This is a genomic window from Streptomyces sp. SID13031, assembly GCF_010548305.1.
In the GTDB taxonomy this organism is placed as follows: Bacteria; Actinomycetota; Actinomycetes; order Propionibacteriales; family Kribbellaceae; genus Kribbella.
This window is the reverse complement of record NZ_JAAGLV010000013.1, coordinates 137,797-157,626: the sequence shown is the minus strand read 5'-3', so window position 1 is coordinate 157,626 and position 19,830 is coordinate 137,797. Positions and strand designations below refer to the sequence as shown.

Below are 19,830 nucleotides of genomic sequence, written 5' to 3'. Positions count from 1 at the left end.
GGCGTGGATGACGCAACAGCCGTCGCCGCTGTCCTCGTCCCGACGCAGCTCAAGCGATTCAGGGAGGTCTGCGAGGTGGATGGGCCGATCGAGCCGCGGTTCGACGGAGCCACGAAGCATGTGCTCCTCGCCGAGGATCGCGCCTTTTTGTTCCCTCGTAACCACACGATCGTCGGGCAGCTCGAGCGCGAATGCGACGTCTACGCAACTGTCGACCACCCGCTCGTCTCGAAGCTGCTCGGACGCTGGGACGAGCCGGCGATCTCGCCGTACCCGTTCTTTGCCGTGACTCGGCTCCGGGGCTCCGTGCCCGGCGACATGTCGCCGGAACACCTGCGATTGCTGGCGGGACAGCTCGGCGCGGCGCTTGCGGCGTGCCATGACATCGGTCTCGAGCGGGTCCCGCGGCCCCTGTGGGCCAACGCCTGGTCGGAACCGCCGTTGACGCCACCGACGGCGACCGAGTGCTACTCGCCTCTCCGCGAACTGGGCGGTCCCGAGCAACTCGGCAAGTCGGTCGCACCGTTCATTGGTCCGGCGGCGCGAACGACGTTGCTCGAAGCCCTCGAAGCTGTCGACGCGATGGACCCGGTCCTTGCCCACGGCGACCTCTACGAGAGCCACCTGCTGCTCGACGAATCCGGGACATTGACCGGGATTCTCGACTGGGGGTTCGGAGGTGTGCTGTCTCCTCTTATCGACTTCACGTGCAGCCAGTGGGACAGCGCAAGTTGGGCCGCCGAAGGCTCTTACGGTGATCTCCGGCGGCACCTCTGGACGGCGTACGCCGAACATCGTTCGGTGCCGCTGCCGAGTTGGGAGCAGGTCCACATGGCGCTGACCACGTTCGACATCGTTGTGCTGGCACCCGAGACGGAGACCCACTACTACTGGCAGAAAAGCGCCGAGTGGCAAGCCGCTCGACGGGCAGCGGCGGGCCACAGCTTGCAGGCGCAGCTCACGTAGGCGGGCGAACTCCAGTCCGATTGGCCCGATCAGATCAGGCGCCAGCCTGCCCATCTGGCCAGATGTTTGCCCTAGGCAAGCGTCTGGCGTCACTCGGGAAGTCAGCCATCGCTTCCACGACGGCGGGGTTGAGCTGGTTGGCCGGTTGCGATCCGGCGGACCGCACGATCACGCGGCCGGCGGCATGGTGATCGAGCAGCCCGGCGGCCATCTGGGAGCGGCCCGCGTTGTGGACGCAGACGACGAGAACCTCGGCAAATCCGGTGCACCGATGAACTCCGAGTCCTAGAGTGCGTGGGGTGAATCTGTCCCATCTCGGTGCGCCGATCGGGCCGATGATCCGCGTCTACGGCGGGTTCGCCAACCGGATTTACCGGCTCGACACCGACCAGGGGTCGTTCGCGGTGAAGGAGTTGAACCTCGTCGACCGCGGCTGGACCTACCGCGTCGAGGAGGTGTTCAGGTTTGAGCGAGCGGCCTTCGCTGCCGGCGTCCCGATGCCTGAGCCGATCTCGGCCAGCCATCACACGCTCGTCCACCGGTGGGTGGAGGGGGAGAAGGTGCCCGAAGCACCGGTGTCGGCGGCGTACGCGTTCGAGATCGGTGAGATTCTCGCGCGCATCCACGCGATGGACGTCGAGTGGACCGACATGTCGATCGAGGACCCGACGTCACGGGACTGGCCCGAGCTCGCCGAGCGGGCGGCGGCGACCGGACAGCCGTGGGCCGACGAACTCGCCTCCCACGTCGAGACGCTGCTCGCGATTGCCCACTTCGTCGACACCTGCGAACGGCCAGGCCCCGTTGTGCTGACCCACAAGGACATCCAACCGTGGAACCTGCTCGCTCGAGACGGTCGGCCGGTAGTGCTCGACTGGGAGCTCTCGGGGATGCTCGACCTGACCGGTGAGCTCGGCTCGACCGCGCTGAGCCTCGCGAAGGGACCTGGCTTCGACAACATCGAGCCGACCATTTTCCGCTCGGTCCTCGACGGCTACGTCGCCGGGGGCGGAGCACTGCCGCCGTCAGGTCCAAGCTGGTTCGTGTTCATGATCGGTGGCTGGCTGGGGCATACGAGGTGGAACATCCTGCGTTGCCTGGCCGGTGTCGAGGCGAGCACAGGCCCTGACCTCGCGCTGTCGCACGAGTCCGTGCGCAACGGCCTGCGCGGCCTACCCGACATGTTCGGCCGACTCCCAGAGCTCGAGACACTGCTCGCGTGACAGCGACCCGCTTCTGTGCTGGGTGCGCGACGTAGGGCGCGCTTCCGATCCCGCTCAGGGTGGCAGTCGAAGACCTTGCGCCGAGACGCGGGCCGCTGAGAGGTGGATCGGCCGCGAGTGCCCGAACTGCCCGGGCTACATCGAGGGCGTGGTGGCGACGCTGGCCTGGACCTGGCGCCGGTCGGGTGTGCCGCCGATCGAGGTCGATCCGGTTTGCAGTTGGTCGTGCCAATGGAAAGCGGCGCCCGGAACCTTCCGGGACGCCCCTTCCCTGTAGCTCAAAGTGCGGAGCTATGGACTCAGCTGTAGTCCTTTTCGGTCATGCTGTGGTTCTGGACGTACTTGGTGCCGTTCACCCAGTACTCCATAGTGAGCTGCGTCGTGAGTTCGACCCACTGAACCTCGGCAGAATCGTCGGAGGTTCCAGTGACGGTGATCCCGCTCGTACGAGCGATGATCTGGCTAGCGCTGGTGCTGCAGGTCGCGGTCTTCGCGACGGTCACGGTCAAGGTGTCGTAGGTGGCGGAGTAGGAAGCGCTCACCGACGGGTCGCCCTTCGAAACCGAGCCACTGATAGTCCACGACTCAGAGGACTTGACCCCGGTGATGTTCGCCTTGATGGTCTGCCGCACGCAGAACTTGGTGTAAGTCCCGTTCTTCATGATCTGGCTCTCGAACGGGTAAGAGTCACTCGGGTACCCGATCAGAGCTCTACGGTTGTCGTCGTCACCGATGAAGTCGTCCTGGGTGCAGAAGCGAACCCTTCCCGAGTGATAGAGCCACGCGTTGTGGGATCCGGCACCCTGCCAAGGTTCGTCTTTCTCCAAGTAGCCATCGGATCCCTTGTACCAGTCATCCCCACAGCCATCCGCCGCATAGGCGGCTTCCATCGGAACCACAATCATCGACGCCATCACCGCGGCAACGATCGCGAGTCGCTTGATGCTTCTAAACATCGAGGCCCCTCCCCATAGAAGACAAAGAATCACAGAAGTGTGGCACAACCGAGGCCACTCAATACTCACTCGTGTGGGGTGACTGTGCCATGCCGCCCGGCCTAGAACGACTCAGGCGACGGCTCGGCCTGACCTGATGGGACGGTTGTCCGTGGGAGGACGTCACGCCGCGCGGTTCGGGTACCTGCTCAAAGACCGGGTCGTCGACGTCGAGACGCTGATGAGGGCACTGCGCACGATCTCGGCCGGCGGTACGGCCCTGGACCCCGAGATCGTGCGGCACCTGATGCGTGCGGATTCGGCCAGTGATCCCCTTGCAGCGTTGACGGAACGGGAGCGCGACGTACTCGCCCTGATGGCCGAGGGCCGCTCCAACTCAGCGATCGCGGACCGGCTGACGGTCAGCCTCAAGACGGTCGAAAGCCACATCGCGAACATCTTCAGCAAACTCGGCCTGTACGGAGCCCAAGACGACCACCGCCGCGTCCTCGCCGTACTCGCCGCCCTCCAGGGATCGCCCTGAGGGAGGCATACGTCGAGGCTGGAGACAGCCGGGTTGGCCCCTGGGCTAGCAGGGGCAGGGTGCTGTTGTTACGGAGGCTTTCAGGACGGGCTTGTCTTGTTGGGTGGCAGTTATCTGTACGGAGGTGCGGCCCTGTTGGTCTGTGGGGCCCGGGTCTGCGGTGATGAAGCAGGGGTGGTCGAGTTCGACGTAGCGGAAGAACTGGGCGTCGAAGCTGGTTGTCGTGACCCGACTGGGTTGGGATGCTTGTACTGCTTGGGCGGCTGCTTCGAGGAGGACCATGCCTGGTACGTGGTCATGTGGATGGTCGAAGAGCACGCTGTGGCTGGTGTCCACTCGCAACTGCCAGTGCAACGGGCGGGCGGTGGGTGAGAGCACCACGTTGCGGGGATCCTGTCGTCCTACCAGTGTCGGCGGCACCGGGGACGTGAGTGGAATCGCGCGGCTGAAGGACTCCTTGGCGGAGGCATAGGGGCCGCGGAGCCGGTCGTAGATCAAGGGTGGATGGGCGCTGTAATGCACTTCGGCGCCGCCGACGAGCTGACCGGAGATCCGTGCGGCGATGCGTGAGACCAGGTACGCCGATCCCATCCGGCGGCGGGTGACGGTCGAGTGAGTCACCAGCACGGTGACCTCCTTGCCGCCATCGTGAATGCCCAAGGCAGCCGGATTGATCCAGGACCGGATCCGTTCCCAGCCCAGGCGGTACCCCAGTGGGATGTCGTGGACCCGGTAGCTGAGCAGGGCGAGTGCTTGGCGCACGCTCTCCGTGAAGAGCAGGGGCGTGTAGCGGTCGCCCTCGCAGTAGAAGGTGTGGCTCTGCGGCCAGTGCACGGTGACTTGCTGGCGGCGGTCGGGAAGCTCACCCCAGTCGACGACCAGGGCTTCGTCCGACCGGTCCTTGCGGACCAGGGTCTGGAGATCGGTGGCGGCGGATGGGACGGCGGTGGTGCTCGAGGTCATGACAATTCCCCCCTGTGGGACGACAGGTCAGGGGTTGCGGGGCATGGATCGCCCCACCCCCCGCGTATAACATAAAGAAATTTCTTCTTTTCGTGAAGCGGTTTCCAGGTATGGACCAGGGGGATGTGGCATGGCTGGACGAGTCGTGAAGCAGGCGCGGGCCGAGCGGACCCGTGCGGCGGTGTTGCTAGGGGCCGCTGAGGTGTTCGCCGAGCACGGGTTCTCCGGTGCGAGCGTCATGAAGATCGCTGATCGCGCGGGAGTGACGCTGGGCGGGGTCTACTTCCACTTCCGCTCGAAGGAGGAACTGGCGCGGGCGATCGTCACTGGGCAGCCTGACTTCGTTGTACCGCCGGATTCTTCGAAAGGTCTGCAACGTGCCATCGACGTGACCCGGACCTGGGCTCGGCAGTTGGTGGAGAGTCCGATGCTCAGGGCGGGGGCCCGGCTGGTGTGGGAACAGGACCGCTTCATGGAGGCCGGGGAGAACTCTCACCAGCAATGGACCGGTTTGGTGATCGCCGACTTGCAGGCCGCGCAGGACGCCGGCGAACTGGCACCGGGCGTCGACATCAAGGCGATGGCCCGCCTGGTGGTCAACGCCTGTACCGGCGCCCAGATGCATTCCTACGTCGAGACAGGTCACTTGGACCTTCCCGAGCGGGTCGAGGAGATCTGGCGCTGTCTCCTCCCGGCGCTCGGAGCCTCCGGCGAGATCGAGATGCGAGACGGCCGCTAGCGCGACGGCTTGCTGCAGCAGAATTCTCAGAACCTAAGGGGGGATTGCCATGGACGGAAATCAGCTCGGGGGCAAGACGATCATGATCACCGGTGCCTCCAGTGGCATCGGCGCCGCGGCTGCCCGGTGTTTCGCGGCGGACGGCGCGGCCGTCGTACTGATGGCTCGCCGCAAGGAAAAGCTCGAAGAGATCGCCGCGGAGATTCGGGCCGCCGGCGGCCGGGCCGAACTCGCCCCGGGCGATGTCACGGACCCGGAGGCAGTCGAACGCGCCGTCGCAACCGCTGTCAGTGCCTTCGGCCGGCTGGACGGCGCCTTCAACAACGCAGGCTGGGGATCGATCGGGCCGCTCCTGCACGAGACCGACGACGCGGTGTACGAGCAAATCATGGACGTCAACGTGCGCGGTGTCTGGAACTGTCTCAAGTACCAGTTGCCGGTGATGATGGCTCAGGGCTCAGGGTCGGTGGTCAACACCTCCAGCACTGCCGGGGCGTTCGCGACCGGCGCTCTTGCTCCCTATGTTGCCGCCAAGCACGCTGTGCTCGGCCTCACCCGGGCCGCCGCCGCCGAGTACGGGAGCCACGGCATCCGGATCAACGCCCTGATGGTCGGTTCCACCCGGACCGAGTTGATGGAGGCGGCCATCCGCGCGGTGCCTCAACTGGAGCAGGCAGCGAGTGCCCGTGCGATCCAGCCCCGGCTGGCCGAGCCGATCGAGGTGGCGCGGGCCGCGGCCTGGCTGCTGAGTGACCAGGCGTCGTTCATCACCGGCGGAGCCGTCCCGGTGGACGGCGGGGCCAGCGCGATCTGAGCTGATCCGGCTCCCTCGAACCCACCAGGTGAGAACCCGTTGACCATAACAAAAAGATCACTATCATTTTAATGTCCTGGGGGGACGCTGAGTGATGTGTCGTTTACCGGCGGACATAGTGAGGGGTAGTCATGACACAGGGAGTAGTGCGCGTCCTGGTCGTCGAAGGTGGCTCAGTCGAAGCCGAATCAAGGAGACGGGAACTGCGACGGCAGGGGTACGCCGTGAGCAGCGTCGACACTGGAGCCAAGGCGTTGCAGGCACACGGGAGATCGGATTTCGTTCTGCTGGACCTCGATCTGCCGGACATCGATGGGCTGGAGGTCTGCCGGTCGATCCGGGCGGCCGGCGGCAAGCCGATCATCTCGGTCTCCTCGGGTGATACCGAGACAGACCGGATTCTCGCCCTCAACGCCGGAGCGGACGACTGCCTGGACCCGCGCTGCGGGCCGCGGGAGATGCTGGCCCGGATCGAGGCGGTACTGCGTCGTTCGCTGCCGTGCCGCCAGCCCGATCGCGTCATCAGCCTGGGCACCTTGCGTGTTGACATGCAGACCCACGAGGCCCGGGTGCGGGGTGAGCCGGTGAAGCTGACCGGCAAGGAGTTCGAGCTGCTGCACAAGCTGGCCTCCCATCCGGACGAGGCGCTGTCCCGCAAGCAACTGATGGCCAGTGTCTGGGAGACGAGCTGGGCCGATTCCAGCCGCACGATCGACACCCATGTGCGGAGTCTGCGAGCCAAGCTCGGGGCCAGCTCCTGGATCATCACGGTGCGCGGGGTCGGCTATCGCATCGGTCGTGGCTGAGCAAGGGTGTTCGTCCGGCTGGACGGACACGGTCCTGCTGCGCTGGGAATCCCAGCGCGCCCCAGCAGGGCCGCGTCTGTCCATGCCTGCGGAAAGCTCAGTGCACGTTCGGGCGTCGGGCCGGGAAGCCATGGCGCCGTGCGACGACGACCACCAGCAGCACCGGCACCATCAGGACCAGGACGGCCCAGGGGAACGACTTCGGTCCCACCCCTGCCAGCAGGATGCCACCGACAGCGCCACCACCGGCCATGAAGGAGTTCCAGGTGGTCACCAGCAGGGCCTGCCCGCTGTTACCGCCGGCGTCCGTGACGGCGGTCTGCAGCAAGGTGGTCACGCCACCCCAGCCCAGTCCCCACAGCACGATCGCCGCGTACACCACCAGGTCGCTGCTCGCGAGCAGCCCGAGGCTCACCGCGGCGATGACGACCAAGCCCGCGGAGCCGATGGTGAGCTGCCGCAGTTTGCGGTCGACCATCGCGCCGGTGATCACGATGCTCACGACGGACGCGATACCGAAGGTCAGCAGGACGGTGTCGCGCTGACCACCCATGCCGTACTCGTCGAGGAACGTCGAGATGTAGGTGTAGAGGACATTGTGGGCCAGCACCCAGGCCGCGACGGTGAACAGCACCGCGACGACGCCGGGAAGCTTCAGCGCCTTCAGGATCGGTTCGCGCTGGCCGAGCTTCTGGCCTGCCGCGGCCGGGACCGAGACGCCGATCCAGACCAGCAGCAGCACGCAGAGCGCGGCCACCAGCCCGAAGGTGAGGCGCCAACCGAACAGGTTGCCGAGGAAGGTGCCCACCGGGATACCCAACGCCAAGGCCAGCGGGACACCGGCCATCGTGATGGAGATCGCTCGCCCCTGGAGGTGCGGCGGCGCCAGCCGGAGCGCGTAGCCGACCAGTTCGGCCCAGACGGCGGCGGCCGCGATACCGGCCAGCAGCCGGAACGTCATGGTCAGGGCGTAGCTCGAGGAGATCGCGGTGACGACGTTGGCGACGCCGATGACCGAGACGGCGAGCAGCAGCAGGTGCTTGCGTCCCCACGCCGCGGTCGCCACCATCAACGGGATCGCCGAGAGGCCGGTCGCGATAGCATAAATGGTCAGCATCTGACCCGCCGCCGACTCACTGACGGACAGGTCGCGCGCCATCTCCGGCAGTACGCCGGCCGGCAGCGCCTCGGTGAGGATGCCGATGAAGGCCGCTGTGCTCAGGGCGAGAAGGGGGGACCAGGGCAGTTTGTTCCCCACCCCCGCAGGCGGTGTGTGGTTCGAAGTCTCAGTCTGGGAAGTCGCCATGGTTTTATACTCAAACCTTTTCATTGATGTGAAGGTCAAGGGTCTTCTGAAGTGAGGTGCATCACATGCGGATCGGGTCTTTGGCGGAGCGCACCGGAACGTCCCGGCGGTTGCTGCGGTACTACGAGGAGCAGGGCCTGATCGGCTCCACCCGCTCCGCCAACGGGTACCGGGACTATGCCGAGTCCTGTGTGGACAAGGTGATCCAGATCCGGGGGCTGCTCGACGCGGGGCTGCCGACCCGGGTGATCAGGGAGGTCCTGCCGTGCATGGACACCCCCCGGGCCATCCGCATCTCAGCGGCCACCACCGACACCATCGCGCTACTCGAAGGCGAGCGGGACCGGATGACCCAGCGCATCGGCTGCCTCGAACGCAACCGTGATGCCATCTCCACCTATCTCGAAGCGCTCCGGCTCGAAGCGGACCGGCTCGAAGCGGCCAGTTTCGAAGCGGCCAGTTTCGAAGCGGTCTGTGCGGCTCAGGAAACCGGCGAGCTCCAGTTGGTGAAGCCTGCCGAGGCCGTCGTGTCCGCCAAGGGCGCATAGCGGACCTGGTTCGACAGGACCACGCCGTGGCTGGCCAGGTCGAAGATGATCTGGTCGCCGTCGGCGATGCTGAAGCCCGCGTGATAGCTGGCCTTGTCCGAGCCCAGCAGCAGGTAGTTCACCAGCCCTGGCCGACGGAGTCCGGGATAGGAGAACAGGTAGTCCACCATGTCCGGCACGCGCTGGAAGATCGCGTCCGCACCGCAGGTGAAGTCGCCCTTCCAAGCCGGGGCGCCGTCGCGTTCGATGATGATCTGCCCGGTGACCGACTGCGGCGGTTCGCCGAGGAAGAGCCACGGCGTCATCGAGGTGTCGCACAGCTTGGCGTACGGCGTCCATCCCCATGGGTTCTGCAGATGCAGCCCGATGTCGTTGAGGTCGTTGGCGAAGGTGTACCCCGCGTAGTGCGGAGTGCCGTCCTTGTCGTTGACGAAGACCAGACCGACCTCGGGCTCCTCCAGCAGCGCCACCGCCGAGGCCGGCACCGTCAGCGGAAGGCCGTTGGTCTCCAGCCACGATCCGGTGCCCTTGATCAGCCAGTTCGGTGCCTTGAACTTCTCGTCCGGGGCCGGCGGGTTGGGGAACTTGGAGCGGTGGGTTCCCATGAACCCGGTGATCAGTGAGTTGCCGGCGGCCCCCGGCAACAGCGGTGGCAGGTAGTGGACCCCGGGGTCATCGCCGGAGACGGTGACGGTGGCGGTGCCGGACGTCACCGACTCCAGCAGCGCCTCCGTACCGCCGCCCGCCAGGACAGCCTTCCGCAGTTGGTTCTCGGACACCGGGTACAGCGTGACCGGTTCACCGGGCACAGGCAGCCCGACTCCCGCGTAGCGCTGTCCCTGGTACTCACATTCGAAAAGGATGGACATGCAGCGACTCTCCTCGAGCTCGTTGGGCGGATGCGAAAGGTGCGGTCAGATCGGTGAGGACCTCCGTGATGCGGTCGACGGAGGCTTTGATCCAGGGCAGCGCGACCGGGTCCGGCGAGGCCAGCGCGGCTGAACGCTCGGCGTCGGATTCGCCGTACAGCCGGCTGGTCGCGGCCCGGATCCGGAGCGATCGGCTGGGTTCGCCGAAGGCGGTTCCCGGCAACAGCGCAACGCCGTACCGCGTACTGAGCAAAGCGGCGAGATCGTCTCCGCCGTTGACATCGTGGAAGCGGGACAGGCCTTCCCGGAGTGGCTCGAAGTCCGGGTAGAGGTAACAGGTAGCCCGGATCGGGGCCAGCTCAGCACCGACCGCGGTGAACGCTTCGGCCACTCTCCGGGCCACACGTTCGTGCAGCCGGCAGGAGGCGGCCACGCGCTCGACCACCTCCGGCGGCTCCGTCAACGCGTAGGCGGCCGCAGCCTGTACCGGAGCCGCCGTGCTCGACCAGATCTGGCTGGCGATGCTCACCAGCCGCTCGCGCACTGTGCTGCCCAGAGACCCGGTCGGCAGCCGAGCCACGCCCAGCCGCCAACCACCCACTGCCAGGTTCTTCGTGAGCCCCGTGGTCACCACAGTGCGTTCGGGTGCGAACATCGCCGGGGACACCGCCCGGTCGCCGGGGGCGAACACCAGGTCGCAGTAGATCTCGTCGGAGATCACCACCAGATCCAGTTCCCTGGCTACGAGGGCCAGTTCGCGGATGGTCTCCGGCTCGGCGATCGTCCCCGTCGGGTTGTCCGGCAGGGTCACGACTACAGAGCGGGGGTCGCGCCCACTCGCCCGGGCGGCGAGAACCTGCGCGCGGAGTTCGGTCGGATCCGGTACGCCGCCCTCGCCGGGGCGGGTGCGCACCGGGATGGCCTGGAAGCCTGCCAGCCGAGCGTGCGCGACATAGCTCACCCAGCTTGGTACCGGCACGACCACATCTCCTCCCACTGCCAGCAGCAGTGCGAACAGCAGTGGCTTGCTGCCCGGCCCGCAGACCACGTCCGCCGGATCGGTAGCCAGACCTCGCCGGCCCCAGTACCCGGCCGCCGCCTCCCGTACTTCCGCCGAACCGGTCACCGGTCCGTACGCGTTACGACCCGCCGCCCGGGCCAGCTGTTCCGCCAGCTCCGGCAGTACCGGAAGGCCGATCTCACCGGTCGCCAGGAACAGCACGCGTTCACCGGCCAGCCGACGGCGTTCGAACTCCTCGTCAGCCGCCAGGGTCGCCGACATGGTCACCGGCACGGGTGCGGTCATGACGTCCCCGCGTACAGTCTCCGGAGCTCGACCTTCCGGACCTTGCCGGTCAGCGTCTTGGGCAGGACATCCACGACCTCCAGCCGTTCCGGGTAGAACTGTGGGTCCTGTCCCGCTCCCCGCAGGTGGGCCTGAATCTCTTCCAGGGTTGGCCGTGCGCCGCCGCGTACCACGGCGACAGCGAGGATCGGATCGTCCACCTGTCCGGTCAGACCGACCAGCGCCGCCTCGGTCACCTTCGGGTGCTGGGAGATGACCGCCTCGAGCTCTGCGATCGGTACGACGACGCCGTCGCGGATGATCGTGTCCTTGGCCCGCCCGAGGATCCGGATGCCGCCGCGCCCGTCCTCGCGAGCCACGTCGCCGGTGTCGAACCAGCCGTCCTGCGTCAGCTCCGCGTCGAACACGTCCTGCTGCTTGTAGTAGCCCAGCGCCTGGGAGGCACCGCGCGCTCGCAGCCGGCCGACCGGTGCTCGCTTCGAGGGGTCGTGGCACAGGTCGACGCGGATCTCCATCGCGTCGATCGGCCGGCCGTGGCTGTGCGCCGCCCAGTCCTGGTCGTAGTCCAGCCGGCTGATCGTGATCGGCCCGAACTCCGACATACCCCACACCGAGTACGTGCGGGAGCCGAAGGTGGCCCGCATCTCGTCCACCAGCCCTTGGAGGACCGGGGCCGCGCCGGTGACCGTGTGCTGCAGACTCGAGACATCGTGCGGATCCGCCTGCTGTGCCCGCGCCACCCCGGTGAGGGTGGGCGGGGGTCCGTACAGAAGCGTGGCGCGGTAACGCTCCACCAGGTCCAGCAGGCCCGCGCGGTCCGGGCCGTCCTGGAAGGCAACCGTTCCACCCAGCATCACCGAGGCGAGCACACCCTGGCCGAATCCCGAGTAGTGCACCAGCGGCGTGGTGACCGCGGCCACGAGGTCGTCGCGGAGCATGAAAGCGTCCACATAGCCGCGAACACCGGAGTGAACCGTGTTCAGGCTGTGCACAACTCCCTTGGAGAAACCGGTCGTACCGGAGGTGAACAGCACGACGAAGGGCTCGTCCGGCTGCAGCTGAAGTCCCTCCAGGTCAGGCTCCCAGTGCGACCGGACGAAGTGCTCGTGGAAGTCGATGGAGCCCGCCGGGGCGGGACTGCCGACCACCACCAGATGTTCCAACGGCAGCTCGTCCTGCATCGCACGGACGGACTCGGCCAGTGGGTGACCGTCGAACTCGGGGACCGTCACCAGCACCTTGGCCCCGGTCAGCTCGAGGCGGTGGCGCAACTCCTCCCCCTGGCACTCCGGGGCGATCGGGCAGATCACCGCACCAACCGCCATGCAGGCGAACATCAGCGGCACGATCTCCCACCGATTGGGCAGCTGGACGGCGACCAGGGCACCGCGCTGTACGCCGAGCTCCAGCAGTCCACCGGCGAACCGGTCGGTCAGCCTGGCGAGTTCCGCGTAGTCCAGGGTGTCGGTGTGGGCATCGTCGAGCCGGCGGCCGGCGATCGCCAGCTTGCGGGGCCGTTCCCGAGCCTGCTTGCGCAGATCGTCGAGAAAGGTCTCGTCCCGCCACCAACCGCGACGCCGGTACTCCGCGCCGCGGTCGGCCGGGCTGGTCATTGAGGACGCCCCTGCCGACGCTCCTGGCGACGGGTCGCGAGCAACTCGGGCAGCGGATCACCCGCACCTGCCGCGGCGATCTCCAGCAGAGCGCGGGTGTTGAGCTGGACCCGGTTGCCGACCCAGTCGAAGACCCAGGCCTTGCGCGCCTCGGCCGGCAGGTCGAAGGGAACGACCCGGGTGACCGCCAGGGCCGCCGAAGCCGCACCACCGATGTTGGCGATCACCCCCGGCACCAGGACGGTACCTGCCGCCCGCGCCTTCTCCTGGGCTTCGGAGGTCGAGGCGATGTTGGCGCCCTCGACCACCAGCTCCGCCCGCAGCCGGTGCACGTTCTCCGCGTTGAGCGCGTTCTTCTGTGCCGCCAGGATCAGCAGGTCCGCATCCACGTCCAGCCAGGCATCCGGGCGGCTCGACACCGTGACGCCGGCCGGCAACTTGGACCGGTCGATGCGGCCGAACTCGTCAGTGATGGCGACCAGGTCGTCCACCGGCAGCCGGTTCGCGCTGATCGTGCCGTCGATGTCGGCGACACCGACGACCACGTGCCCGCGCTCCTCGAGGAACCGCGCGACCGCACGGCCCACCGCACCGAAACCCTGGACGACGATCCGCGCCGCCTCCGCGCGTCCACTCGCCTCCAGCGCGGTGACTGCTGCCACCCCGACGCCGTGTCCGGTGCAGTCGATCAGCGGTTCGTAGTACGTGCGCCAGTCGATCGGCATGTCCGGAGCGCCGAGCCGGAACCTCGGGTCGTACCCGGCCTCGTCGAAGAAGATCGCCCGGTCGGCCGGGGTCACGCCCATGTCGATGCCCAGGTGGATGCCGCCGTGCAGCAGCGGCTTGACCGTCCGGCCGAAGGTCCGGAAGGTCGTCTCGCGATCGGTGCCATCGGCAACAATGCCGGCCTTCGCGCCGCCGATCGGCAGGCCCGCCAGGGTGAACTTCTGGGTCATGTCGCGGGCCAGCCCCGCGACCTCGGCCTCGGTGACCCCCGGCGTCATCCGGGTGCCGCCCATCCCCAGGCCGTCGTAGAGGGAATCGACGACCACCCAGCCCTTGATAGCGCCACCACTTCCGTTCAGGTGGACGGTGAAGGCAGGGTCGGTCGGGTAGTCGAGATCAGTCATGGCCAAGTCCTTCGAAGTCGAGGGAAATCGGGTGCTGTCACTGGTAGAGCTGGGCGAAGCCACGCAGGATCTCCCGTCCGTCGTCGCGGAACTCCAGGTGTGCCTGGGACCCGAAGATCCGGCCGTCGTCGGAGCGGAGGAACTCCACCGGCGCGTGCTCGGAGCGGCCGATCGACCGGAACCCCGCCGGCGCCTGCTGGAGGTAGAGGGTGTGCCGGTGGAACACCGTCACGGTCGGCTTCACGAAGGTGAAGATCGGCTCGTCCTTGTCGACCTCCGCCTCGTGGCCGCCGACCCGCTGCGGTCCCTCGGCCAGTTCGCCGCCCTGCGAGACCGCGATGATCTGCATCCCGCCGCAGATCCCGAACACCGGGACGTCAGCGGTCATCACCAGCTCGACCAGCGGTTTGTAGTACTCCGTGTCGTAGGCCCGGACCTTGGTCCCGCTCAGCACGATCGCCTGGTAGCGGCCGTCCAGCTTCGCCGGTACCTCGGTACTGCTGACCACGTCGGTCGCCGAGCCCAGATCCTCGAACCGGCCCCGGAGTTGTTTCAGTGAGAGTGTGCGGTTGTTGACGACTAGCACGCGGGATTGCGCCACGGTCATGCTCCTTGGCCTCGGGTGATGACGGTGCCGGTCCGGCCGGAAAGGAGCTCGGAGACAGGGGCACTGCCGATGACGACCTCTTGTACTCCCTGCTCCAGCGCCTCGCCGGCGGCGCGCAGTTTCTTGCGCATCCCGCCGGTGGCGCCCTTGTCGCGGAAGGCCGCGGCACCCTCGGCGTCGATCCGGTCGACCGGTTCGCCATCGATCAGCAGATGCGCGACATCGGTGACCAGGACCAGATTCGTGGCTCCGGTGGCACCGGCGATGGCTGCGGCGGCGCGGTCGGCGTCGGTGTTGACCTCTTGGCCGGCCTCGTTCCTTGCCAGCGGAGTCACCAGGTGGACGTGGCCCGGCCGGAGGTTCTTCAGCTCCGACGGTTCCACCTTGGTGATCGGCCCGACAAGGTTCTCCAGCTCCACCAGCTGCTTGCCCTGCCACCACCAGCGCTCGCCTGGTCCGGCATGCACCAGACCATCACTGCCCAGCAGTCGCTCGACGGTGATACCGCGGTACTCCAGCCGGGCGATCACGTCATCGGCCATCACCGTGCTGACGGTCTTGATGTCGTCGATCACTTCACGGGTGGTCCACCGGCTCTGGTTGCCGTATCGGTCCCGCAGGATCGCGGAGGGATCCCGGTACCGCCCACTGAACTCCTTGAGCGGCTTGGACCAACCGTGCACCAGCACCAGCGGATGGTCCGCCCCATGTTCGGCCAGATCGTCCCACCAGGTTCCGGCCAGATCCTCCAGGCAGCTGCCACCCAGCTTGACCACGGTCGGTACTGCGCCGCTCATGCCGGCATCACCGGCTGCATCGTCAGACCCGTTTCCTCGGGCAGCGAGAACCTCAGGTTCGCGGCCTGGACGGCTTGCCCCGCGGCGCCCTTGACCAGGTTGTCCAGGGCGGCGAGGGCGACGATTCGGCTGTTCTCCTCGTCGTACAGAACTGTCACGTCGCAGTAGTTGGAGCCCAGTACGGCCTGCGGATCCGGGACCGGGATCAAGGTCTCGTCGTGCCGGCGGACCCGGACGAAGGGCTTGCCCTTGTAGAAGCGGGTGTAGGCCCGGTGCAGGTCGCGCTGGTTCACCTGCTCGTCGGTGAACACATAGCTGCTGGTCATCAGTCCGCGGACATGCGAGACGCCGTACGCCGACATCGACAAGGAGCCGATTTTTCCGGGCTTGCTGCGGTCGAAGAAGTCCCGGACCTCGCCGGCGTGACGATGCCCGGTCGGCGAGTACGGGGCGATCGCTCCGTTGCGGAGCGGATGCAGATCCGTGGTGCGCAGCGACAGGCCGCCGCCGCTGGAGCCGCTCTTGCCGTCGACCACCACGGTCTTCAGATCCAGCCCCAGCCCGATCGTCAGCGGTGCCAGCGCCAGCGTCATCGACGTGGCGTAGCAGCCCGGCAGCGAGATCAGCGCGGCTCCCGGCAACTGGTCGGCGACCAGCTCCGGTACGCCGTACACGAACCGGTCGGCCAGCTCGGTGTGCCGGTTGACCTTCGGGTACCAGCGCGCGTGCAGTTCCGGCGTACGGATCCGGAATGCGCCGCTGAGGTCGATCACGGCCGGAACCTTGTCGGCCAGCAGCTCGGCCAGCTTCGCCGAGACCGGCGCGGGGGTGGCGAGGAACAGGACGTCGACCTGATCGGCGACCTCCTCGGTCACCGGTTGCACCGTCACCCCCAGGTCGAGCCGCAGCCCTGGGTGGAGCTCGGCCGGGCGTCGCCCGATGTTCGAGGAGCCTCCCAGGAAGGTGAGTTCCAGGTCGGGGTGCTGGACGATCAGCCTGATCAGGTCGCCGCCGGCCAGCCCGGAGGCGCCGACCACTCCGGCCCGGATCACGAGAGCACCTCCTGAAGGTAGCTGCCGACCGCCGCGGCGACGTTCACGCCGGTGGCCTGGGCCACGGACCGGAAACCGGGAGCGTGGTTGACCTCGTTGACGACGAATCCCTCGGGGGTGTGGAACAGGTCGATGCCGTAGATCCCGGGACCGAGCACGTCCAGCACACCGTCGACGATCTTCGCCACCTCGGGGTCGTCCGCCGCGGCGCGGCTGGTGTTGCCCAGCGCCGCGTTGTTGCGCCAGTCGTCACCGCCGCTGGTGAACTCGGCAGCACCCACCAGTACGTCGCCGACCACCAGGCAGCGCGTCGAGGCCCCGCCGGCCAGGAAGGGTTCCACCAGACACGCCTGCTCGAACGCGTGCCCGAGATCCTCGACGTAGTCGTACAGGGAGTTCGCGGCGTCGGCCTCCCGGATCAGCGCGACCCGCTTGCCCATACCGCCGTACACCGGCTTCAGCACCACCGGCGGCGCGAAGTCCTTGAGTGCCTTGCCGAAGTCGGCGCGCGACAGCACCAGCCGGAAGTCCGGAACCGGTACGCCGGCGGCCCGCAGCGCGGTCCGGAGTACTGCCTTGTTCTCGCACAGGTTGATCGCCCGGGCCGTGTTGATCACCCGGCTGCCCGACTCCTCGGCGAGGGTGGCGATCAGGCCGCCGCGGGTGTAGCTGCGACTTCGCAGCAGGACTGCGTCGTATCCGGTCAGCGCGGTGACGTCCGGCTGGCCCAGGCACAACGATTCGTCGTTGATCCATTCGATGGCCAGGCCCAGGCCGGGCGCGGCTTCGATCAGCTGCCGCTCCTCCCAGGCGATCCGGTCCGCGACGATCGCGATGGACTTGGTCATCTCACTGACCCCAGTCGCGCAACTGCACCTCGACCATCGACAGCCGCAGCTGACCGGCGTCAACGGCCTCGACGCGCAGCGTCAGCATGCACTCGGGGCAGGACAGCGTCTCGCCCTGGACCAGCGGTGGCACGGTCAGGTCGGTCTCACATTCGGGGCAAATGCCGGAAAGAGTGGCGGTGGACATCAGATTGCTCCAGCGGGAAGAAGGGATGAGGGGTCGAACAGGTGAAATTCAGCGGGACTGGAAATCAACAGCGGCTTTTCGAATTCCGTCGCGGTCGAGCAACGGCCGCCCGTTTTCTTCTTGGTGCGCGATCAGCCAGGAGGTGAAAGAATCCACGTCCACGGTGATGCCGGATTCCAGCAGCGCCCATTTGACCAGGGCCGGGGTGAGCCGCGTGCGCACCAGGAGTTCGCGGGTGTTGCCGACGAGTTCGGCCGGCAGCGTTTCGTACGCCTCGGGGTTGGTCAGCTGGCCGGGCAGCTCGTAGGCGAAGGCATGTGGTGACGTCGGCCCCGACTGGAACGCCGTCCCCAGACCGGCGCCCTGCAGCGCCACCCGGGACAGCTCGGTCAGGTGGCTCAGGTCGAAGCGAGTATCGCCGTGGACTACCCGCAGGGCCATCAGCAACTCGGCCAGCGGCGCGTTACCGCCTCGTTCGCCGATGCCGCCCACCGTCGCCGAGATCCACTGGGCGCCGGCCCGGACGGCGGCGAGTGAGTTGGCCACCGCCATCCCCAGCATGTTGTGAGAGTGGATCTCGATCTCGGAGCCGTCGATCGCGGTCAGGTCGCCGATCACCGACTCCATCTGCCACGGCGACAGGTAGGCGACGGTCTCCGCCACCCGGAACCGGTCGGCGCCGGCCGCGAATCCCGAAGCCACATAGGGAACCAGTCGTTCCCTCGGAGTACGGGCCCCGTCTTCGCCGCTGAACGTGACGTGGAAGCCGCGCTCCTTGGCCTGGGTGATCGCGGACCGGGCCAGTACCTCGAGGAACCGGGGGCTGGACGACCCGAGCTTGAGCTGGGCGTGCTCCTCGGAGGTGGGGATCGAGTACATGATGTGCCGTACGCCGAGCCGCTCCGCCTCATCCAATGCGGTAGCGACCTGCTGGCGGTCCCGGACCACCACGAGCGTCATACTGCGCTCCGGGCCGATCGCCTCATGGGTGGCCAGGATCAGGTCCGCGTCCTTGCTGTTCGGGCCTGAGACCATCCCGACCTCGACCAGCTCGATCCCGGTCTTCACCAGCAGTTCTGCGATCGTTGCCGCATCCTCTGGACCGAACTCGACGCCGGCCATGTGGGCGGAGTCCCGCAAAGTAGCGTCGGACAATCGGGGGGCGGGGCCCTGACTCCCGTCGGTGTTCGCTGCGCTTTCCATTGTGCTTGTGCTCCCTCTGTTATGGGCGGTCATTGGGTGCCGAGACCAACCTTGAGGCGGCCACCCGCAGGGCAGCAAGCTGTTCTCTGTGAAGAATCGTGAAGCCTTGTGGACGCTCGCCAAGGTGGGTAGCGAATTTTGGGGCGGGCGGCGGCCTTGTGTGATTTCGCCGAATCCCTGCGATTTCGGGGCTACCGTTCTTGAATTCGTCTTCGGCCGATGCACAACGAAGGGAAGGGAAATGATGGTGTTTCCGAAATCCCCGGGTGATGGCACTGACGGGGTCTCCTCATTGCCAGAGCGGGTCCGTTATCTCGCCAGTCACCTCGCTCGTCCCACCGCCCCGGAACGTGATCGTCACCGGCACTGGGACGAAGGCCTCTTCAAGGCTTTGTCCGCCGCCTTCAGTACAGAGTTGACCGGCGGCCAGACCGCCGCCTTCCTCACCGCGCTGGGCGAGGGCTCCCAAGATCCAGGTCTCGCCCTGGCCTTCACTACTCACGCCGTCCTGACCGCTGTGCCGCTGCGCGCCTTCGGGACCAGCGCGCAGCAGGAGCGCTACCTGCCCCGGATCGCCGCGGGTGAGTGGCTCGGCGCGCTGTCCCTGCGGCAGACCCAAGGTGCCGCCTTCGCCTCCACCGTCGCGGTCAAACCTGCCCTGGGCGCCGAGAGCGGCTGGGTACTGTCCGGCGATCTCGAACAGGTCGTCCTCGGCACGCAGGCGCACCACTATCTCGTCATCGCCGAGCACAGCGACGGATCGCGTACTGCGTTCCTGCTCGACCGCGACACCCCTGGTCTGCGGATCGAGGAGTCCGATCCCGCGGCGATGCGCAGTTGCCCTTGGGGCCGGCTCTTCCTCGATGAGTGCCGGGTGCCTTCGGACGCAGTACTGGGTACTGTCGGTGCGGCCGTCGCCGAGACCGAGCCTTTCCTCGCCACCCTCGACTGGGTCTTCACCAGCGCTTCCTGGCTCGGCATCATGCAAGCGCTGATCAACGAATCGCTGGCTGCCGTCCACGCCCGCAACCTCTTCGGCGCTCCGCTGGTGCACTCGCAGTCCGTCCGGTTCCTGCTGGCCGACCTCGCCATCCAGAACGAACTCGCAGCTGGTCTTCTCAACCGTGCTGCCGCCCAGTTCGACGGCGATGCATCTCCGTCTCATCAGGAGGCTGCCACCGCCAGGCTGTTCACCGCCGCCGCTGTTCGCACAGTCGCCGAGGGAGCTGCCCAGCTGGCCGGCCCGGCCGCATCGACAGCGGATGGGCTCGTCGAGCGTGCGCACCGCGACGCTCTCTTCTTCGCCTCGACCGGTGGTGGTGCAGAAGTACTGCGCCCGGTGATCGCGGCTTCCCTGCTCGGACTCGGCTGACC

The 19,830-nt window shown here is 67.3% G+C and carries 21 protein-coding genes and 1 pseudogene; 8 read left to right on the top strand and 14 right to left on the bottom strand.

Translation table 11 applies throughout. From position 1 onward, the window contains the following. Window positions 1-3: 3 nt before the first annotated feature. The gene (locus G3I17_RS25495) at window positions 4-966 is read left to right on the top strand and encodes a phosphotransferase (protein WP_203590725.1); all 963 of its coding nucleotides are present in this window, start codon (window positions 4-6) and stop codon (window positions 964-966) included. A 100-nt stretch (window positions 967-1,066) separates the two neighbouring features. Here G3I17_RS25495 and G3I17_RS41045 read toward each other — a convergent pair. After that, window positions 1,067-1,177 (bottom strand): annotated as a pseudogene (locus G3I17_RS41045) (heat-shock protein HtpX); the annotation flags it as partial. A gap of 88 nt (window positions 1,178-1,265) precedes the next feature. Between G3I17_RS41045 and G3I17_RS25480 the strand changes: the two are divergent. Continuing rightward, a complete protein-coding gene (locus G3I17_RS25480) occupies window positions 1,266-2,189 on the top strand; it encodes an aminoglycoside phosphotransferase family protein (RefSeq protein ID WP_164600116.1) in 924 nt (307 codons plus the stop codon). A gap of 299 nt (window positions 2,190-2,488) precedes the next feature. Here G3I17_RS25480 and G3I17_RS25475 read toward each other — a convergent pair whose 3' ends face one another. Beyond that, the gene (locus G3I17_RS25475; RefSeq protein WP_164600115.1) at window positions 2,489-3,145 is read right to left on the bottom strand and encodes a hypothetical protein; all 657 of its coding nucleotides are present in this window, start codon (window positions 3,143-3,145) and stop codon (window positions 2,489-2,491) included. A 151-nt stretch (window positions 3,146-3,296) separates the two neighbouring features. On the opposite strand from G3I17_RS25475, the gene G3I17_RS42225 reads away from it, so the two are divergent. Next, window positions 3,297-3,668 carry a response regulator transcription factor gene (locus tag G3I17_RS42225; protein WP_343238409.1) on the top strand — a complete coding sequence of 124 codons (372 nt, stop codon included), beginning with the start codon at window positions 3,297-3,299 and terminating at the stop codon, window positions 3,666-3,668. Window positions 3,669-3,713: 45 nt separating this feature from the next. Here G3I17_RS42225 and G3I17_RS25465 read toward each other — a convergent pair whose 3' ends face one another. Continuing rightward, complete coding sequence (locus G3I17_RS25465; protein WP_164600114.1) at window positions 3,714-4,631, bottom strand: ScbA/BarX family gamma-butyrolactone biosynthesis protein; 918 nt, start codon at window positions 4,629-4,631, stop codon at window positions 3,714-3,716. 130 nt (window positions 4,632-4,761) lie between these two features. Between G3I17_RS25465 and G3I17_RS25460 the strand changes: the two genes are divergently transcribed. From G3I17_RS25460 to G3I17_RS25450, 3 genes are all read left to right on the top strand, one after another. Continuing rightward, window positions 4,762-5,370, top strand: coding sequence for a ScbR family autoregulator-binding transcription factor (locus tag G3I17_RS25460; protein WP_164600113.1), 609 nt, complete (start codon window positions 4,762-4,764; stop codon window positions 5,368-5,370). 49 nt (window positions 5,371-5,419) lie between these two features. Then, window positions 5,420-6,184, top strand: a complete 765-nt coding sequence (locus G3I17_RS25455; RefSeq protein ID WP_164600112.1) for a glucose 1-dehydrogenase — start codon at window positions 5,420-5,422, stop codon at window positions 6,182-6,184. A 131-nt stretch (window positions 6,185-6,315) separates the two neighbouring features. After that, the gene (locus tag G3I17_RS25450; protein WP_164600111.1) at window positions 6,316-6,990 is read left to right on the top strand and encodes a response regulator transcription factor; all 675 of its coding nucleotides are present in this window, start codon (window positions 6,316-6,318) and stop codon (window positions 6,988-6,990) included. A gap of 97 nt (window positions 6,991-7,087) precedes the next feature. Here the strand turns inward: G3I17_RS25450 and G3I17_RS25445 are convergent, their stop codons facing one another. Continuing rightward, window positions 7,088-8,248: an MFS transporter gene (locus tag G3I17_RS25445; RefSeq protein ID WP_343238408.1), complete on the bottom strand. Its 1,161-nt coding sequence runs from the start codon at window positions 8,246-8,248 to the stop codon at window positions 7,088-7,090. 113 nt (window positions 8,249-8,361) lie between these two features. Between G3I17_RS25445 and G3I17_RS25440 the strand changes: the two genes are divergently transcribed. After that, window positions 8,362-8,844: a MerR family transcriptional regulator gene (locus G3I17_RS25440; RefSeq protein ID WP_164600109.1), complete on the top strand. Its 483-nt coding sequence runs from the start codon at window positions 8,362-8,364 to the stop codon at window positions 8,842-8,844. On the opposite strand, the gene G3I17_RS25435 is transcribed toward G3I17_RS25440, so the two are convergent. Genes G3I17_RS25435 through G3I17_RS25390 form a run of 10 tightly spaced genes read right to left on the bottom strand, consistent with a single transcriptional unit; the run spans window position 8,778 to window position 18,456 of the window. Continuing rightward, window positions 8,778-9,713 (bottom strand): fumarylacetoacetate (FAA) hydrolase, encoded by a 936-nt coding sequence (locus G3I17_RS25435; protein ID WP_164600108.1) that lies wholly within the window; start codon window positions 9,711-9,713, stop codon window positions 8,778-8,780. The genes G3I17_RS25440 and G3I17_RS25435 overlap by 67 nt on opposite strands. After that, on the bottom strand, window positions 9,691-11,019 hold the full coding sequence (locus tag G3I17_RS25430; RefSeq protein ID WP_203590723.1) for a pyridoxal phosphate-dependent aminotransferase: 1,329 nt from the start codon (window positions 11,017-11,019) through the stop codon (window positions 9,691-9,693). The genes G3I17_RS25435 and G3I17_RS25430 overlap by 23 nt, the downstream gene beginning before the upstream one ends. After that, a complete protein-coding gene (locus G3I17_RS25425; protein WP_164600107.1) occupies window positions 11,016-12,632 on the bottom strand; it encodes an AMP-binding protein in 1,617 nt (538 codons plus the stop codon). The genes G3I17_RS25430 and G3I17_RS25425 overlap by 4 nt, the downstream gene beginning before the upstream one ends. Continuing rightward, entirely contained in the window at window positions 12,629-13,762 is a 1,134-nt protein-coding gene (locus G3I17_RS25420; protein WP_164600106.1) for a Glu/Leu/Phe/Val dehydrogenase, read from the bottom strand. The genes G3I17_RS25425 and G3I17_RS25420 overlap by 4 nt, the downstream gene beginning before the upstream one ends. A 37-nt stretch (window positions 13,763-13,799) precedes the next feature. Further along, complete coding sequence (locus G3I17_RS25415; RefSeq protein ID WP_203590722.1) at window positions 13,800-14,369, bottom strand: gamma-glutamyl-gamma-aminobutyrate hydrolase family protein; 570 nt, start codon at window positions 14,367-14,369, stop codon at window positions 13,800-13,802. Continuing rightward, window positions 14,366-15,166, bottom strand: coding sequence for an acetylglutamate kinase (locus G3I17_RS25410; protein WP_164600104.1), 801 nt, complete (start codon window positions 15,164-15,166; stop codon window positions 14,366-14,368). Before G3I17_RS25410 ends, G3I17_RS25415 begins: the two co-directional genes overlap by 4 nt. After that, window positions 15,163-16,218, bottom strand: coding sequence for an N-acetyl-gamma-glutamyl-phosphate reductase (gene argC, locus G3I17_RS25405; protein WP_164600103.1), 1,056 nt, complete (start codon window positions 16,216-16,218; stop codon window positions 15,163-15,165). The genes G3I17_RS25410 and argC overlap by 4 nt, the downstream gene beginning before the upstream one ends. Then, entirely contained in the window at window positions 16,215-17,066 is an 852-nt protein-coding gene (locus G3I17_RS25400) for a RimK family alpha-L-glutamate ligase (RefSeq protein ID WP_164600102.1), read from the bottom strand. Before G3I17_RS25400 ends, argC begins: the two co-directional genes overlap by 4 nt. Before the next feature lies 1 nt (window position 17,067). Beyond that, window positions 17,068-17,253 carry a lysine biosynthesis protein LysW gene (locus tag G3I17_RS25395; RefSeq protein ID WP_164600101.1) on the bottom strand — a complete coding sequence of 62 codons (186 nt, stop codon included), beginning with the start codon at window positions 17,251-17,253 and terminating at the stop codon, window positions 17,068-17,070. 48 nt (window positions 17,254-17,301) lie between these two features. After that, window positions 17,302-18,456 (bottom strand): LeuA family protein, encoded by a 1,155-nt coding sequence (locus G3I17_RS25390; RefSeq protein WP_164600100.1) that lies wholly within the window; start codon window positions 18,454-18,456, stop codon window positions 17,302-17,304. Between the two features lie 241 nt (window positions 18,457-18,697). Between G3I17_RS25390 and G3I17_RS25385 the strand changes: the two genes are divergently transcribed. Next, window positions 18,698-19,828 (top strand): acyl-CoA dehydrogenase family protein, encoded by a 1,131-nt coding sequence (locus tag G3I17_RS25385; protein ID WP_164600099.1) that lies wholly within the window; start codon window positions 18,698-18,700, stop codon window positions 19,826-19,828. The last annotated feature ends 2 nt before the right edge of the window (window positions 19,829-19,830 follow it).

What these genes read in the sequence shown, in the direction of transcription:
- G3I17_RS25475 (WP_164600115.1), bottom strand. Translation starts at nt 3,145, where the DNA reads ATGTTTAGAAGCATCAAGCGACTCGCGATCGTTGCCGCGGTGATGGCG.
- G3I17_RS25465 (WP_164600114.1), bottom strand. Translation starts at nt 4,631, where the DNA reads ATGACCTCGAGCACCACCGCCGTCCCATCCGCCGCCACCGATCTCCAG.
- G3I17_RS25460 (WP_164600113.1), top strand. Translation starts at nt 4,762, where the DNA reads ATGGCTGGACGAGTCGTGAAGCAGGCGCGGGCCGAGCGGACCCGTGCG.
- G3I17_RS25455 (WP_164600112.1), top strand. Translation starts at nt 5,420, where the DNA reads ATGGACGGAAATCAGCTCGGGGGCAAGACGATCATGATCACCGGTGCC.
- G3I17_RS25450 (WP_164600111.1), top strand. Translation starts at nt 6,316, where the DNA reads ATGACACAGGGAGTAGTGCGCGTCCTGGTCGTCGAAGGTGGCTCAGTC.
- G3I17_RS25440 (WP_164600109.1), top strand. Translation starts at nt 8,362, where the DNA reads ATGCGGATCGGGTCTTTGGCGGAGCGCACCGGAACGTCCCGGCGGTTG.
- G3I17_RS25435 (WP_164600108.1), bottom strand. Translation starts at nt 9,713, where the DNA reads ATGTCCATCCTTTTCGAATGTGAGTACCAGGGACAGCGCTACGCGGGA.
- G3I17_RS25430 (WP_203590723.1), bottom strand. Translation starts at nt 11,019, where the DNA reads ATGACCGCACCCGTGCCGGTGACCATGTCGGCGACCCTGGCGGCTGAC.
- G3I17_RS25425 (WP_164600107.1), bottom strand. Translation starts at nt 12,632, where the DNA reads ATGACCAGCCCGGCCGACCGCGGCGCGGAGTACCGGCGTCGCGGTTGG.
- G3I17_RS25420 (WP_164600106.1), bottom strand. Translation starts at nt 13,762, where the DNA reads ATGACTGATCTCGACTACCCGACCGACCCTGCCTTCACCGTCCACCTG.
- G3I17_RS25415 (WP_203590722.1), bottom strand. Translation starts at nt 14,369, where the DNA reads ATGACCGTGGCGCAATCCCGCGTGCTAGTCGTCAACAACCGCACACTC.
- G3I17_RS25410 (WP_164600104.1), bottom strand. Translation starts at nt 15,166, where the DNA reads ATGAGCGGCGCAGTACCGACCGTGGTCAAGCTGGGTGGCAGCTGCCTG.
- G3I17_RS25400 (WP_164600102.1), bottom strand. Translation starts at nt 17,066, where the DNA reads ATGACCAAGTCCATCGCGATCGTCGCGGACCGGATCGCCTGGGAGGAG.
- G3I17_RS25395 (WP_164600101.1), bottom strand. Translation starts at nt 17,253, where the DNA reads ATGTCCACCGCCACTCTTTCCGGCATTTGCCCCGAATGTGAGACCGAC.
- G3I17_RS25390 (WP_164600100.1), bottom strand. Translation starts at nt 18,456, where the DNA reads ATGGAAAGCGCAGCGAACACCGACGGGAGTCAGGGCCCCGCCCCCCGA.
- G3I17_RS25385 (WP_164600099.1), top strand. Translation starts at nt 18,698, where the DNA reads ATGATGGTGTTTCCGAAATCCCCGGGTGATGGCACTGACGGGGTCTCC.